Annotated in this window: 13 protein-coding genes; 6 read left to right on the top strand and 7 right to left on the bottom strand. The window is 61.0% G+C overall.

What is annotated here, in order from left to right:
* Nucleotides 1–16: 16 nt before the first annotated feature.
* From KIO76_RS25090 to KIO76_RS25105, 4 genes are all read right to left on the bottom strand, one after another.
* Nucleotides 17–967, bottom strand: coding sequence for an ABC transporter permease (locus KIO76_RS25090; protein WP_213326300.1), 951 nt, complete (start codon nucleotides 965–967; stop codon nucleotides 17–19).
* Between the two features lie 5 nt (nucleotides 968–972).
* Nucleotides 973–1,815 (bottom strand): ABC transporter permease, encoded by an 843-nt coding sequence (locus KIO76_RS25095; RefSeq protein WP_213326301.1) that lies wholly within the window; start codon nucleotides 1,813–1,815, stop codon nucleotides 973–975.
* A 189-nt stretch (nucleotides 1,816–2,004) separates the two neighbouring features.
* Nucleotides 2,005–2,727: a maleate cis-trans isomerase family protein gene (locus KIO76_RS25100; protein ID WP_249730035.1), complete on the bottom strand. Its 723-nt coding sequence runs from the start codon at nucleotides 2,725–2,727 to the stop codon at nucleotides 2,005–2,007.
* Nucleotides 2,728–2,760: 33 nt separating this feature from the next.
* Complete coding sequence (locus KIO76_RS25105; protein ID WP_213326302.1) at nucleotides 2,761–4,350, bottom strand: ABC transporter substrate-binding protein; 1,590 nt, start codon at nucleotides 4,348–4,350, stop codon at nucleotides 2,761–2,763.
* Nucleotides 4,351–4,509: 159 nt separating this feature from the next.
* Here KIO76_RS25105 and KIO76_RS25110 point away from each other — a divergent pair, with 159 nt between their 5' ends.
* Nucleotides 4,510–5,481 carry a LysR family transcriptional regulator gene (locus KIO76_RS25110; RefSeq protein WP_213326303.1) on the top strand — a complete coding sequence of 324 codons (972 nt, stop codon included), beginning with the start codon at nucleotides 4,510–4,512 and terminating at the stop codon, nucleotides 5,479–5,481.
* 424 nt (nucleotides 5,482–5,905) lie between these two features.
* Here the strand turns inward: KIO76_RS25110 and KIO76_RS25115 are convergent, their stop codons facing one another.
* Complete coding sequence (locus KIO76_RS25115; protein WP_213326304.1) at nucleotides 5,906–7,180, bottom strand: extracellular solute-binding protein; 1,275 nt, start codon at nucleotides 7,178–7,180, stop codon at nucleotides 5,906–5,908.
* 459 nt (nucleotides 7,181–7,639) lie between these two features.
* Here KIO76_RS25115 and KIO76_RS25120 point away from each other — a divergent pair, with 459 nt between their 5' ends.
* Nucleotides 7,640–8,353, top strand: coding sequence for a GntR family transcriptional regulator (locus KIO76_RS25120; RefSeq protein WP_213326305.1), 714 nt, complete (start codon nucleotides 7,640–7,642; stop codon nucleotides 8,351–8,353).
* A 31-nt stretch (nucleotides 8,354–8,384) separates the two neighbouring features.
* On the opposite strand, the gene KIO76_RS25125 is transcribed toward KIO76_RS25120, so the two are convergent.
* Nucleotides 8,385–9,776 (bottom strand): FAD-dependent oxidoreductase, encoded by a 1,392-nt coding sequence (locus tag KIO76_RS25125; RefSeq protein WP_213326306.1) that lies wholly within the window; start codon nucleotides 9,774–9,776, stop codon nucleotides 8,385–8,387.
* A gap of 94 nt (nucleotides 9,777–9,870) precedes the next feature.
* On the opposite strand from KIO76_RS25125, the gene KIO76_RS25130 reads away from it, so the two are divergent.
* The 4 genes from KIO76_RS25130 to KIO76_RS25145 are packed head-to-tail and all read left to right on the top strand — an operon-like array spanning nucleotide 9,871 to nucleotide 14,727.
* Nucleotides 9,871–11,307, top strand: coding sequence for an NAD-dependent succinate-semialdehyde dehydrogenase (locus tag KIO76_RS25130; protein ID WP_213326307.1), 1,437 nt, complete (start codon nucleotides 9,871–9,873; stop codon nucleotides 11,305–11,307).
* 48 nt (nucleotides 11,308–11,355) lie between these two features.
* A complete protein-coding gene (locus KIO76_RS25135) occupies nucleotides 11,356–12,225 on the top strand; it encodes a carbohydrate ABC transporter permease (protein ID WP_213326308.1) in 870 nt (289 codons plus the stop codon).
* Nucleotides 12,225–13,061, top strand: a complete 837-nt coding sequence (locus tag KIO76_RS25140) for a carbohydrate ABC transporter permease (RefSeq protein WP_213326309.1) — start codon at nucleotides 12,225–12,227, stop codon at nucleotides 13,059–13,061. The genes KIO76_RS25135 and KIO76_RS25140 overlap by 1 nt, the downstream gene beginning before the upstream one ends.
* A gap of 28 nt (nucleotides 13,062–13,089) precedes the next feature.
* Entirely contained in the window at nucleotides 13,090–14,727 is a 1,638-nt protein-coding gene (locus KIO76_RS25145; RefSeq protein WP_213326310.1) for a GMC family oxidoreductase, read from the top strand.
* Nucleotides 14,728–15,070: 343 nt separating this feature from the next.
* Here the strand turns inward: KIO76_RS25145 and KIO76_RS25150 are convergent, their stop codons facing one another.
* Nucleotides 15,071–15,502, bottom strand: a complete 432-nt coding sequence (locus KIO76_RS25150; protein ID WP_213326311.1) for a winged helix DNA-binding protein — start codon at nucleotides 15,500–15,502, stop codon at nucleotides 15,071–15,073.
* Nucleotides 15,503–15,566: the final 64 nt, after the last annotated feature.

Below are 15,566 nucleotides of genomic sequence, written 5' to 3' on the forward strand. Positions count from 1 at the left end.
ATGCGTATTCCCGCTATCAGGAAAGCTCAATCTTCGGGTTGAAATACGCATAGAGAACATCGACAAAGAAGTTGATTAGGACGAAAGATATAGCAAGGACAAGTATTCCACCCTGTATTAGCGGGATATCGCGCGTGGATATCGCCTGATACATAGCAAGGCCTAGGCCGGGCCAGGAGAACACCGTTTCCGTGAGGACAGCGCCGCTCAGCAGGAAGCCCATCTGGAGCCCTATCACCGTTATCACGGCGGGCAGGGCGTTCGGCAGCGCGTGACGCAGCACGATCCGCATTTCACTGACACCGCGGCTGCGCGCCGTCCGGATAAAGTCGCTGTTGAGCACGTCCAGCATGGATGCGCGGGTCATCCGGGCGATGACCGCAAGGGACCAAGCGGCCAGTGTGACGGTCGGTAGGATCATATGCGCCGCGATGTCGAGCAGGCCGCCGTCTCCGGTAGGGTCAGCCATGCCGCCGACTGGCAAGAGCTGCAGATCGAGCCCGAAGATGATGATCAGCACCAGTCCGAGCCAAAAGGAAGGCATGCTATTGAAGAAGAGCACAACGACGGAAAGACTTTGGTCTCGCGCCGCTCCAGGTTTGAGCGCGACCCAAGTTCCGGCCAGGATTCCAACGGCGGTAGCGAGGATGATCGCGGCGAACGACAGCAAGGCGGTGTTGACGAGTCGCTCGGCGATGACTTCGCTGACAGGCTGGGCGAACGTGAATGACTGGCCGAGATTGCCTTGCAGCAGGTTGCCGAGATACTGGGCATACTGAATCCAGATCGGCCGATCGAGCCCAAGGGCGAGCCGCAGTTCCTGCCGCGCTTCCTCTGACGCCCCGCTGCCGAGCAAAACGTCGGCCGGATCTCCAGGGATGATCTGCGCCAGAAGAAAGGTCGCCAGCGTGACGCCGATGATGACCGGAACGAGCTGAAGGACGCGGTTGATGACGAAGTTGAGCATGAGCGTCACTCGCCTCGGCGCTTCGAGCGTGGATCGAAGATGTCCCGCGCTGCGTCGCCAATGAGATTGAAGCCGATTGCCAGCACGACGATTGCTAGGCCTGGGATCGTCGCAACATGGGCCGCGGTCGCGATGGCGGTACGTCCACTCGACAACATCTGGCCCCACTCCGGGGCGGGAGGTTGTGGCCCGAGGCCAAGGAAGCTCAGGCTTGCCGAGAGGATGACGTTGCGGCCGGTCTGCAGCGTGCCGTAGACGATCGCCGGCCCGAGCACGTTCGGCAGGATGTGCCGAAAGACGATACGGACATTGCCTAAACCGAGGGAGCGGGCGGCATCGACGAAGAGTTCCTGCTTGACACCGAGCACCACGCCTCGCACCAGGCGACCAAACGCCGGGATCGTCACCACGATCATTGCGATGATCATTGAATTGAGTCCAGGCCCGAGAGCCGCGCTGATGCCGAGCGCCAGGAGTACACCCGGAAATGCGAACATGACGTCGAAGATGCGCATGGCGACAGCGTCAACGAACCCGCCAAAGTAGCCCGAGAACAAGCCGATCACGGCGCCGAGGCAGAGTGCGAGAATGGTCGGAACCAGCGCCACGAGCAACGCGTACCGTGCGCCATAGATTAGACGGCTGAGAATGTCCCGCCCCAACTCATCGGTGCCGAGCACATGCAGACCCGACAGGGGCGGCAGGTAGCGCTGCAACGGATTAGCAAATAGCGGATCAAACGGTGCGATCCATTGTGCAAATACAGCCATGAAGACGATGCAGAGAACAATAGAAAGGCCGGACATGAGCGCAACGTTCTTCATCGCGCGTCGAAGCAGGGGGCTCATGCTTCTCCTGGAAGAATCTGGCGAATCCATTGTAATCATCATCGTCGTCAAGCCGTTCGGGTGATGAGAAATCTGCAAAGGGGATGGGGCAGGTCGCATATCTGCGCCATGCGCCCCCCTTGTTCGTCCAGATGCGTAATTGTCCGCGCAGAGATTGCGCTTGCTGCGCAGTATCCCGGGAGGGCTATTCTAGGCGACGGACCAGAGCTTCCCGAGGTTCGGAATGACATCCGGCAAGCCGAGCGTCCGCAACGCCCGCCACAGGGTCGCCTGGTTGCTGCTGACCACGGGAACGCCAGTGTCCATCTCCAGATAGGGCAGGATCTCGAAGGTTCGATAGGTGCCGCACGAGATGAGGATAGCGTCGGCCTTGTTAGCTGCCCGGAAAGCATCCCGGCCTAGCCGGCAGGCACTGTCGGCGTCGTGCACGCTGGCATCGAAGGGGTCGAGGATCTGCAAGCCCTTCATCGCGGCAACGTTGAAGCCACACGCCTCCATGTAGGTTGCCATTTTGGCATTCACGTCATCTGAATACACCGTCGCAACGGCGATATCCCTGGCGCCCAGGGCCTTCAGGGCATCCATTTGAGCTGCCATCATCGTGATGGCAGGAATTCCGGTGGCCTCTTTGATCTGGGCGCAGACCTCCTCGTCGTGGCCCTTGCCGCGCAGGAAAGTTCCAGGCGCGCCGCATTGGACAATGAGATCGACCTTGGCCGTGGCGAGCTGCCGCGCAGCCTCCAGGACCTGGCTCATCATCACCTTGAGGCCTTCCTCATTCACCTGCGGAACAATTGTCCGGGCATCGGCGAAGGCGACCCCGACGGGAGCGACCGAGCGCCACTCCTCTGCACCCTCAATCGCGGTTGCGGGGCGCATCTGGCCGATACGTGCGCGCCAACCTAACATCATGGCAATTCTCCATTGTAACAAGAAAAAGTGGTCTCAACGTACGGCGAGCCTTGGATAGTCAAGGAAGACAGACCGTGCAGGCACGATGCCCGTCACGCGGCTGCGAATGATGCGTGGCAAACGGTCCTGGTAGAGGAAGATCCAAGGCGCATCCTTTGCGATCAAGGCGGCCGCCTGCGCATAGAGCGCGTTGCGTTTCGTCTCGTCCGTCTCACCCCGGGCTGCATCGAATAGTTTGTCGACCTCGGCGTTGCGGTACCAGCCACGGTTGACGCCCTGGGGAGGCTGTTGCGCGCCGCTGAACATGCGCTCCAGCCAGTAGGCGCTCTCCGCGCCTGTGGCCCAGCCGTTGAAAGATCCATGGACGTCGTCCTTGTAGCCCGGTCCCTCGGTCGTGATGAGCGTGGCGAACTCGAGAAACTGCACCTGGAGATCGATATCCACCGCTTTCAGATCCTGCTGCAGCAGCGCGAGTACCTGCGGGGCTAGCGCGAACCCGGGCCCACTGTTGGGCGCCAGAAGCTTGATCGTGAGCGGTGTCTTAACGCCGGCCTCGGCGAGCAATTGGCGGGCCTTTGCCTGATCGAACCGATAACCCTGTCCGGGCGCTGCGGGTGGCAGCTCATTGCCGACGGGCACTGGACCAACCGCGGCACGTGTTTGACCATCGAACAATGCCGTCACACCTTCGCGGTTGACAGCATAGTTGAGCGCTTCGCGGACCTTTCCTTCGTTTGTGCCGGCAGCGCGCGTATTGAGCCGGACAAAATATTGGTTGGCCGGCTCCGGGTACTGAATAGTGATGCCCGGGATGGCTTTTAGCTGGGCGATCTGCTGCGGGCTGGCACTCGGAATGATATCAACCTGCCCGGTTTGGGCTGCGATGGCAAGCGCCGTCGGATCGGTGATCGGCCTGAAGATCAGCCGTGCGACTTTGGCCTTTTCGCCCCAATAGCCGTCGAACCGTGACAGTGTAATTTGTTGCCCCTGTTGAAATGAAGGCAGCGTAAATGGCCCTGTCCCGACTGGCCGCTGGCCAAGCTGGTCGCCCTTGAACTCATGGAGCGCGCCAGGACTGATCATGCCGGCCCGACGATCACTCAAGAGTCTTGGAAAACCGGAGAAGGCTTCTTTGAGCGTGATCTCGAAAGTGTTTGGATCCTTTGCCGTCGTGCTCCGGATCCAACGGGTCAGGAATGTCATGTTTCCGCTGGCGCGGCTGTCGAAGACCGGCGAATCCTTGTCCATCATCCGGGCGAAATTGAGCTGGACCGCGGCGGCATCGAACGGTTTGCCATCGTGAAAGGTAACACCCGGACGCAGATTGAAGGTGTAGGTCAGTCCATCCGGCGATACGCTCCAGGCTACGGCCAGCGCAGGTTTCAGCGGTGGGGCGGTATCACTCTCCTTGCTCAGATCTTCTCGAATGAGCGGGTCGAATATGGCGTCGATCACGCGCAAGCCGACGGTGCCCGTCGTTCGCTGCGGATCAAGCGGCGGGATCGCCCCCTCGGATCCGATAACTACTGTGGATGATCCCTGGGCTGCCGCGGGCATCGGAGCCGTTGTTGCGAACAGCCCCAGCAAACCTGCGCCGATCACGCAGTGCCAGCTATATCCCATGTCAGTTCTCCATTCCCCTCGGCGCCCGTTGACAGCGAGCTTCTTGTGCGGTGCTGGACTGTGGGACAGCACGTTTTTCTATGCAAATTTTTTTAATTGGCCTATTAATCAGAAAAGCTAATTAATGTGGGCGGCTCACATGAGCGAGCACTTCACACGATGACCCAGACGAGCCAGCAGTCACCGGCCCTGAACGCGACGATCAAACATCTGCGCGCCTTCTTGAGCGTGGCACGCAATCGAAGCTTCACGCGTGCTGCGACCGAATTGCACCTGTCGCAGCCCACCTTGACCATGATTATTCGACAGCTTGAAGATATCGTGGGCGCAAGCCTCTTTGAGCGCACCACCCGGACCATTGCGTTGACGCCTGAGGGGAGCGATTTCATGCCGACGGCCGAGCGCCTCGTCTATGATTTCGACATGGCCATACAGGATATACAGGCCGTCGCGACGCGCAGAAGCGGACGAATTGGTGTCGCCTTGGTCCATGCGGTGGCGACCAAAGTCATTCCGGACGTACTGAAGCTATTTACGGTGGATCATCCGCGCATTCATCTCCATCTCCGCGACGGAAATTCATCGGAAGTGCGGCGCCGAGTGAGGCGCAATGAGGTCGATGTCGGCTTCTGCAGCAAGGGTGATGATGATCCCGAGCTGGATTTCAAGCCTCTTTTCCGTGACCAGATGGGGCTTCTTCTGCGGCGAGATCATACAATTGCGAAAGCCCGGCCGCCACTGCGCTGGGATGATTTGGAGGGTACCGATTTCATCGGGCTGACACAGGACACGGCGACGGCGTCGTTGCTTACTCAGCTGCCTGCAATGAGTACATCGATGTCATCACCGCGCTACCAGGTATCGATGAACTCGACGCTGTGGGCGCTTCTGGAGGCGGGCATAGGCGTCACGACGGTTCCTGCGCTTGCAGTCTTCGGCGGTGCCGGGGGGCACCTCGTATTCAGGCAGATCAAAGATCCAATCGTATGGCGCACAGTGTATGTCGTAACGCGTCGTGGAAGATCACTGTCGCCGCCGATTCATGACCTTATTGCGCGCGTCCGTAATCGGATTGCGGCGATCAGTGCAACCACCCCTCTCGTAGAAGTCCTGACTTCGGCTGACCGGTGAATGGATCAGATCGCCGATCGGACGGGAGACCTGCCGGCCGCGTAGCATCCAGTATCCGCCGCCTTCTCGGCCTATAGGCTGCGTCCGATCTGAATTCCAGAAAAACGAGGAAGGCGTAAGACCAGTGAGCGGGTACGCTTATGTCCGATGAATATCGTCGGAGCTATGCGGGGGTAAACAAGCGCGCATGCGCAGCCAGGCTGCTGGATATCGGGTCGCGCTGCAGGTTCCGACCGGATGGGCCGGGTCGAGCCTACGCCATCACACCTGTGCGCATGGATGGGGAGGGGCACTCGCATGTGAGCTCGGGTTGGCACAGGCCCAGGGCGGCCGCTGCGCTGCGGGGACAGCGACCGTCAGCTTGGGGTCATCCGCGACAGGCTCGCGGAGCAATACGCCGTTCGGCATGGCGCGGTACAGGCAATCAGTTCACCAGCCGCTCAATCCGCGATTGCATAGAGGCCGCTGCGTCCTTCGGCGATTTCAGGCCGAGCACCGCAGCCTGGGATTCCTCACGGAATATCGCTGCGACTTCTATTGAGCGGTCGAAGTTGGAAGGAACAATCTGTGCAATCTTAAGCGCTTCGGCTTCCGCTTTGGTGTAAGGCAGCTTCTCCTGAAGGCGTATATCGGAGTACGCTGTCGGATCGACGGGACCATTACCATTAAGCGCGATCCGGATAGTTGCCTCCTTTCCAGACAGCGCACGCATCAGCGAGTAAGACAGGTCTTTGTTCTTCGCGTTGCGCGGTATTGCCATCGACCAGATTTCAGTGATCGCAGTACCCTCGGGGTTTACGGCTGACGGTGTGACAACCACGTCAATCTGACCAGGAAACTTGGAACTCTTCGGGTTATTGTAGACTGCATAGCGCGCGAAGGGATCGATCGCCATTGCCGCCTGTCCATTCTGAACTGCGGTGATCACGTCGTCGATAGTCATCGTGGCGTAGTTCTGCGAGAGCACGCCTTCTTTGTAGAGCTCCGCCATGGTCGTCAGCCCCTTGATCATTTCAGGGCTGTTGGCGGTGACCTTGCCTTTGTCGTCGAATAGCCGGGCACCGAACGCGGACAACAGGGTCAGCACGGCAACGTGCTCGTCGCCGGAGTTCATGACGAGCCCTGCGACGCGCGTGCCGTCTGGGCGCGTGTAGCTCATTTTTCGAGCGTATTGCAGCAGTTCGCCCAGCGTCTGCGGAGCGTGGTTCAATCCGCGCTCGGCGAACAGGGCCTTGTTCCAGTGCAGGCCGGTCGTCGCGTGGCGGAACGGGATCGCCGTCAGCTTGCCGTCATAGGTGAGCGCCTTCTTCAACTGCTCCGGGATAGCATCGATGATCTCGATCGGCGCAGCCTTCATGCGGTCATCCAACGGCTCGAGCAGGGCGGCGATGCGCGGCGTGTGAAACTTGTTGATGACGAAGGCAAGATCGACCGAGCTTTCGCGCAATGACAACTCGCGGCCGAGGCGGTCGTGGATCGGATCGATATTGCCCGTGATCCAGTTCAGGGTCGCCTTGTTGGCCGCCGCCCACTCTCCTGCGACGTCGCCCCCCGTCGTGCCCGCGACGAGGCCGCGCGCCACGTTCTCATGCACCTTGTGCGACAGGATGGACACGGGTGTTTGCGCAAGCGCCGGTAGCGCAGCGCAGAGGCTAACTGCCACGCCGGCCGCTAGTCCGGCCCGCTTCAGGAAATTCATGATCTTCTCTCCCCAGGGATTATAATTGGATCCAGTGCATTGGATCCAATCAGGAATCATAATGCGCGTCAACTGCTCGTCGATCAGGCCGCTGAGTGGGCTGCGTGGCGCGCGAGACGCTCGGACGCCGCAAGACCAGGTGGACGCAACAGGCGGGACCGCAGCGTGTCGGGGAGCTGAATCCGTGATGAGCGGGGTGGGTGATACATCAGCCGCCGCAACAGACAGGCCGCAGGTCCGCCTCACCCACGAAGCATGCTACGCCCCAGGGGAACGCCGCCAGTGAGAAGTGATGCGGTCGTGAAGAGGAGATCCCAAGCGAGAGGTGTGGCACCCAACGCGACCACCCTTGCCAAACTGCGAATAGGGTGGACGCGGGCGAAGCCCGGTATGGGACAACACTACCGCGCTTCTGGACAAATTGCGGTTCGCCACCTAGGTTTTGGATCCATAAGCCGGATGACCGTAGTCGGCGGCCAAAACCGGAGATCTTTCGTGGAACGGGCAGTTCGATTCAAGAGTACCGCGGATTATGCCACCTCTGAAATCCAGCGCATGATCCTGGCTGGCGAATTGGCGGCGGGCGAGCGGCTCGACCAGGTGCGCCTGGCCGAGCAGCTCGATGTCAGCAGGCATCCTATCAGGCAAGCTATCGAACGCTTGGCCGAGCGGGGGTTCGTGCTGCTGAGCCCGCATCGCAGCGCAGTGGTTTCTGCTCACTCGATCGGTGACTTGGTCGAGCTCTATTCGTTGCGTGAAAGCCTCGAGGACATGGCATTGCGTGCTAGCTGGCCCAGCCTGCTCGACGGCGGACGGGATCATGTGACGGCCATTTACAAACGTTTGGCCACAGAGGACCCTGAAGCCGACCTTGAGCGCTACATGCATGAGAATCGTGCGTTCCATCTCGCTTTCTATCGCGACTGTGGCAATCGCCATCTCCTGCGCACGATTACCACCCTGTTCGACCTGTCAGAGCGCTACCAAAGAACTGCGTTGACGTCAGCGCGTCGGCAGAATCAGTCCAGCGATGAGCATGCGGGAATGATGGACGCGCTGCGCGCCGGCGATCTAGACCTTCTGAGTGAGCGCTTGAAGGCGCATAACCGCGGCACGCAGGAGCAGGTGCGGACTCTGCTCTCTGCATCCGAAGCCGAGACGGGGAAGGGCTGAACGCACGTCCTGTCTCGCGCCGGCCTTCACGTCACCGGGTGCCGTCGAGGACCGCGCCCTGCTCCTGAAGGAGTTGGCGCAGGCGGCCCACGGGAATATCACGCAACCGAGCGTGGTTGCTCTGCGTGAGGGCCATCGCGGTAAGACTTCCGGCGGCCTGACCCATCGCCATACAGCTTCCCATGACGCGTGCCGACCCTTGTGCCTCTCGGCTGGCCGAGAGACAGCGCCCTGCGATCACGACATTCTCTAGACCCTTGGGCAATAGGCTCGCTAATGGAATATCGTAAGACCCGCCATCAGCCACGGGGATACGGATCTGACCCGTGCCATCCTGATGGATATCGACATGATGGCACCCCTTTGCGACCCCGTCGCTGCGCTTTCGCGCCTGCAGCACATCCTCCTCGGTAAGGATGTAGTCGCCCACGACCCGGCGCGTTTCACGAATGCCGATACGCGGTGACATGCCGGAGATGCTGGCCTCACTGAAGCCAGGCACTGACTTGCGCAGAAACTCTGCGCATTGGAAAACCTGTGCTGGAAGCACCCTCAATGCGGTCGCCATATTGTCCGGACGGGTTGGCTCGTCGAGGGTGATGCGTGTCGCGTTGATACATACCTCGCGCCGGGTCTCGGAAGTCGGCTGAATCATCACCAGCGCGGTGGCGAACATATCCCCGCGCTGGATCGCGCCGCCGAGAAGCGGACCGTCGCCTTTGAAGAACACGCAGGGCTGGCCCTGCAGGAAGATCTCCTCGGTAATCTCGCGATCGGTGCGGCCGCCTCGAATCGCGTCGCTTTCCCCCACGGCGACGCATTCGGGATGCTCCCGTACGTAGGACAGCAACGCTCCCGTGTCGACGCCGGCCATTCGGAACATCATTGACATCGGCTGCGGTTTCTCGCCGTTCTCGACGCTCAGCGTCTCGCCCCCTGCCATCGCGCACAGATCGCCATCGCCCGAGGCATCGACGAAGGCGCGCGCGGTGACCAGCTGCCGTCCGCCCTTGCCCAGCACGACGAGGCCGGTGATCCTGCCGCCATCATGCACCGCTTCCTCAGCGAATGTCTGGAGGTGGACAGTCACTCCCGCGTCGAAGACGAGGCGCGGAATGGCAATCTTCATGATCTCCGGATCATAGGCGATATAACGGATCAGCCGCCAATCGTTGAGCTTGGCGACGAATCCGCCCATGTCACGGCAGAGCTGGAGCAGGTCGGTGATCACTCCGCCGACGGTGTCTTCGCCGCGGCCATTGATTGCGCCGTCGATTGTCATGCCGGTGAGTAGCTCGCCCCCCAGCATTGGGCCTGCCTCTACCAGCGCCGTGCGCGCACCGTTGCGTGCCGCCGCGACTGCCGCCGCGATTCCGGCGCTGCCGCCTCCCAATACGATCACATCGTAGTCTTGGCTGTTCACAACCGATCTCCCTCGCTCAAGCGCTGAAACCCGTTATTGCGTTTTTGGATCCATGATGCAATATGCGAGATGCAATTTTGGTGAGGAGATCGGAATGCAGTGGGGGAGGCTCAGTCTCACCGGTGCGGCTGCGCAGGAGGAGGAAGGGACAGCGATTGCCTGGCATCGCGTGGACGATCCCGCGACGGGCGAACCGGTCGGGTATGTGCGCGCGTTCTCGGCAGATGACACCCGCGCCGCCGTCGAAGCGGCCCATGCCGCTTATCCAGGCTGGTCAGGGGAGCCGCCCCAGGTGCGTGGCGCGATCCTAAACCGCTTGGCCCAACTTATCTTGGCCCATACTGAAGATCTCGCAGGTCTGCTGACTGCGGAACAGGGCAAGCCGCTCGCCGAGTCTCGCGCTGAGGTCGCCTCAGCGGCCGGATATTTCCACTTTTTCGCCGAGGAGGGGAGACGTCTGAACGGCGAAATCGTCGCTTCTCCGCGCGCTGACAGCCGCATTCTCGTCCATCACAAGCCGATCGGCGTGGTCGCCGCGATTACCCCCTGGAACTTCCCGGTCTCGATGGTGGCACGCAAGCTCGCGCCTGCGTTGGCGGCCGGATGCACTGTCGTGCTCAAGCCGGCGCCGCAGACGCCACTTTGCGCCCTCGCGTTGGCGGCCCTATGCCGAGAGGCGGGCCTCCCCCCGGGCACGCTGGAGGTCGTGACCGGCGAAGCAACGACGATTGGCTCCGTGCTGACTCAGGATCCGCGCATCGCTTTCCTGAGCTTCACTGGCTCCACTGCAACAGGACGGCTGCTCTATGGCCAATGCGCCAGCACAATCAAGAAGCTGGGGCTTGAGCTTGGGGGACATGCCCCCTTTATAGTGCTGCCGGATGCCGACCTCGATAAGGCGGCAGCGCTGGCAGTAGCCGCAAAGTTCCGGAATGCCGGTCAGACCTGCGTCTGTCCGAACCGCTTCTTCATCCATGACCTGGTCTATGACGACTTCCTAGCCCGTTTCCTCACGCAGATCGATACGCTCATTCCCGGCCATGGCCGGGATCCCGTCAGCACACTCGCGCCGCTCATCGACGACGCGGCGCTGGCCAAGGTTGAGCGCCACGTCGCCGATGCCCTCGCCAAAGGCGCCCGCCTCACGCGTGGTGGACGGCGGTCCGCCCTGGGGCGGACGTGGTACGAGGCCACGGTCCTGGAGGATGTCAGCTCCGACATGCTGATCTCTAGCGAAGAGACCTTCGGGCCCGTGGCCGCGATCACGCGTTTCACTGACCTCGAGGCGGTCAAGATGTCGATCAACGCATCGCCCTACGGGCTTGCGGGGTATGTATTCGGGCGCGACATCTCACACGTCTTGAGAACCGCCGAATCTCTCGACCTCGGCATGGTGGGCATCAATGCAATCCATCTTGGGCTGGAGATGGCTCCTATTGGAGGTGTCAAACAATCTGGTCTCGGACGGGAGGGTGGACATGCGGGCATTCTTGAATACTGCGAGCCGCAATACCTGCTCATAGGCATGTGAGGCAGTTGTCCTTCCCGAGCAGGCGACTAACGATGAAATGGAGATGATATGCATTGTCAGCCGCGCCTGACCACCTGGCTTTATTTATCACCGCTCCACCTGTTGCTGCTCGCAATCTTGACGATCCCTTCGCTCTACGTGCTGTGGCTTAGTCTGAACCAATCGAGCTATGGCACCGGTCTCTCCTGGGTTGGGCTCCAGAACTACCACGCTGTCTTTACCGATCCCTATTTCTGGCGCGCATCCATCAACACGTTCCTCGTCGTCAGCGGCGTCGTCTGTGTCGAGCTTCTGCTCGGCCTCGCTCTAGCCATGCTTTTTGTGACGGGCGTTCCGCTTCGCGGCGTCATGTTCGCCTGCATCCTCATGCCCTACGCGATTTCGGAAGTGGTGGCTGTTCTTGTCTGGAAGATGATGATGGACCCGAATATCGGAGCCATCGCCCGCACCATCGAAGAGATGGGGCTCGGCCGTGTCAACTGGAGCGCGTCACCGACGACAGGATTGATCCTCGTCGGCGTCATCAACATCTGGACCCATCTACCTTTCACGTTCCTGATGATTTATGCGGGCCTGCTGGCTATCGACGGCTCCCTCTATGAGGCCGCGCATATCGACGGCGCGACGCGCTGGCAGCGCTTTCTTCGTATAACGCTGCCGCTTCTGGTCCCGACTCTGCTGATCACGCTGATCTTCCGACTGATATTCGCCTTCCGCATGTTTTCGGAGGTGTGGCTATTGACCAAAGGCGGGCCCGTTCGCATGTCCGAGGTTCTGGCCGTCTACTTGTATCAGCATGGCTTCCGCCACGGGGATTTCGGAATCGCCGCTGCCACAGGATGGCTGATGGTCATCGGCTCACTGCTTCTGGCGTCTGTTTTCCTGTTTGCAATGCAGCGCGGCATGAAGGGCGAATAATGCACCATTCATTTTCTCCTCTCGAGCGCCTGATGCGCGGCCTGCTGCTGGCTTTCATGTTGGTTTGGTCGGTCACGCCGATCCTCTTCATCGTCATGTCTTCGTTCAAGCGGCAAGTCGACATCTTTGTCTACCCGCCAAAGCTGATCTTCACGCCGACCATCGACAACTACTTCCAACTCGTAGTCCAATGGCAGGGCTATTTCCATGCGATTGGCAACAGCGTCATCGTCGCGCTGGGCGCGACGGTACTCGCTGGCTTCATCAGTTTCTTCGGCGGCTACGCCTATTCGCGCTATCGCAGCCGGCTCACCGCATGGACCGCCGTGTACATGATCGCGGTGCGCGTGCTGCCCCCCATCGTGGTGACGCTGCCCCTGTTCCCGGTGGCGGACGCGCTCGGTCTCAGCGATACGCACCTCCTGCTGATCCTGCTCTATGCGGCCTTCTGGGTCTCGCTCAACACGATGATCATGAAGAACTTCTTCGACCAGATCCCGTATGAGCTGGATGAAGCAGCCTACGTCGACGGTGCGTCGGAATGGCAGTTTGTCACACGCATCCTCCCACGGCTAACACTCCAAGGCATGGCCGCAGGATCGATCTTCGTTTTTGTCTACGCGTGGAACGAGTACCTTTTCGCCATGATCTTCACCACCAACCAGGCCAAGACCGCGCCGCTTATCCTGAGCGAGCTGATGGGTGCGGTCGACGGCACCGAGTGGGGCGTCCTGTTCGCCGGCGTGACCTTGCAACTCATTCCCGTGGTTCTCCTGGTCACACTAGCGCGCCGTTACCTGATCGCCGGGCTCACCGCCGGTGCGGTCAAGGGCTGAAGAGACAGGACTGGCAATGGTGAGGACGATGGGCCAACCTGAGGCATACGACTATATCGTGGTGGGCGGTGGCTCCGCCGGTTGCGTGCTTGCATCGCGTCTAAGCGAGGATCCCGCCGTGTCGGTGCTGCTGGTGGAAGCCGGGCCTGCCGACCGTAACCCATGGCTGCACGTGCCCTCTGGCTTCTTCAAGACCATCAACAACCCGCGCTATGACTGGCGTTATCAGACCGAGCCGGAGCCGGAGCTGAAAGGCCGCCGTGTGGCGTGGCCGCGTGGCCGCGTTCTTGGTGGATCAAGCGCCATCAATGGCCTGATCTATATTCGCGGGCAAGCCGATGATTTCAACGATTGGTCCCAGCGCGGCAACCCCGGCTGGAGCTGGTCCGACGTGCTCCCCGCGTTTAAGGCGGTGGAAGCGCAGTCGCGCGGCGAGAGCGAGTATCACGGAGTTAAGGGCGGCCTTAGCGTCGAGGATCCGGCTGTCGACCTCGAACTCGTCTCCCGTTTTGTGAGAGCTGGTCAGCAGGCAGGTATGCCGCTGAACCCCGACTTCAACGGCGCGACGCAGGAGGGTGTGGGTCGCTTCCAGCTTACGACACGGCGCGGGCGCCGCTCCTCCAGCGCACGCGCCTTCCTCGGTCCTGCGACACGCAGACCCAACCTGCGCATTGTGACGGGCGTCGAGGTGGATCGGCTTGAATTTGAAGGACGGCGGGTGCGCGGCATTCACGGCCGACGTGCGGGCGAGGCGCTTCATTTGCGTTGCCACCGAGAAATCGTGCTGGCCGCAGGCGCTATCGGATCGACGCAAATCCTCCAATTGTCCGGTGTCGGAGATCCGGAGCGGCTCGCGGCAGCCGGCGTAACACCGGTTCATGTCCTCCATGGCGTCGGCAGACATCTTCAGGATCATCTTCAGTCGCGACTGATGCTGCGGCTCAACCTGCCGATCAGTCTCAACGACCTGACACGCGGACCATGGCGTAAAGTTCTGATCGGGATGAACTATCTGATGCGTCGCCAGGGGGTGTTGAGTTTCGGCGCATCCCTCGCTGGAGGTTTTGCGCGCTCACCGCTCGCGTCCGATCGGCCCGACATCCAGTTCCACTTTCAGCCGCTCAGCCTCGACAGCTATGATGGCGGTCTGCACGCCTTCCCTGGCGCAACAATCTCGGCTTGCCAGCTGCGGCCCGAGAGCGAGGGTACGATCTTCATCACATCGCCTGAGCCGTCTGCGCGACCGCAGATCAGGGCGAACTATCTCGCGACCGATCTCGATCGACGCACAATGATCGAGGGCTTTCGCTATGCGCGCCGGATCGCGGCCGCTCCGGCACTGGCGGAGCTCGTCGCCGCCGAACACCGGCCAGGGGCTGCCGTGCAGAGCGACGACGAGATTCTTGACTATATACGGATGACTGGCAGCTCGATTTACCACCCTAGCGGTACATGCCGCATGGGCCCGGACCCCTCGCGCGGCGACGTCGTTGATGCCCGCCTGCGCGTGCACGGTCTCTCCGGCGTCAGGGTCGCCGATTGTTCGATCATGCCGCGCCTGATCTCGGGCAACACCAATGCCGCCGCGATCATGATCGGAGAACGCGCCGCCGCGTTCATCCGCGAGGACGCAACAAAAGGGCGGGCAGATACGCCGCGGTCTTGAGATTTTGATGCCCGGTGGAGGCCTCCAGTTGTCGGCTTGGTCTCACCGCCTAAACACCCAAGGCCTCAGCATTTGGTTTCCAGCGCAAGAGTGAACCTTGGCTCGCTCAGCAGCATGGTAGCGCGCCGCCCCAAAGCGCACGCGCGGTGCCGGTGTGCTCTTGTGGGCCTCACGGAACCAAGGTGGTTGGCAATGCTGCGGCGCGCAGGCACGAACCGCCGATGCGCCTGGGCTGCCCGAGGCGCGCGGTGATCTTTGCTGTTATACCCGCTGCGGAGGCGAAGCGGTTGGGCCTCCTGCGGCTTCCCACTCGATCGTAATCCGCGAAAGACCCGCTGGCGCGTCAGCGCTTCGTTCTCACGGGCGGTGGCGGGATCTGCCTTCGGCTGGCGGCGTCACCGACAGCAAACCGCCCGGCTTGGTCGTAGAGCCCTGTCAAAAGGCGCAATATCCGGCCGGCGTGGTTGATCTCAGCCCGATCCTCACGAAGATGGCGAAGGCTCGCGAGCAGATACTCCTCGCGGATCTTCAGGTAGCCTTGGCAAGCCGCTTCGCCCGCTTCTGTCGGTACGTAACCCTGATGCCGGCCTTCCCGCACGGGCATGACCAATCCGGCTGCCAGCAGCTTCTTGATCGAATAGGCCACCAGATGCATGTCGTCGATGTTGAGTGTCGCGGCGATTTCGTTTGGCGAGAAGCCACGCGCCCGTGAGTGCGTGGCGTGCATGACCAAGATGTCGAGCGCCTTCAGGCCCCGCACATCGGCTGAGTTCATGCACATCTCCACCCACCGGGAAAATCCATAGAAGAAGGTGATCATCGTGAACTCAAACTCACTG

The sequence above is a fragment of the Chelatococcus sp. YT9 genome, from assembly GCF_018398315.1.
Classification (GTDB): domain Bacteria; phylum Pseudomonadota; class Alphaproteobacteria; order Rhizobiales; family Beijerinckiaceae; genus Chelatococcus.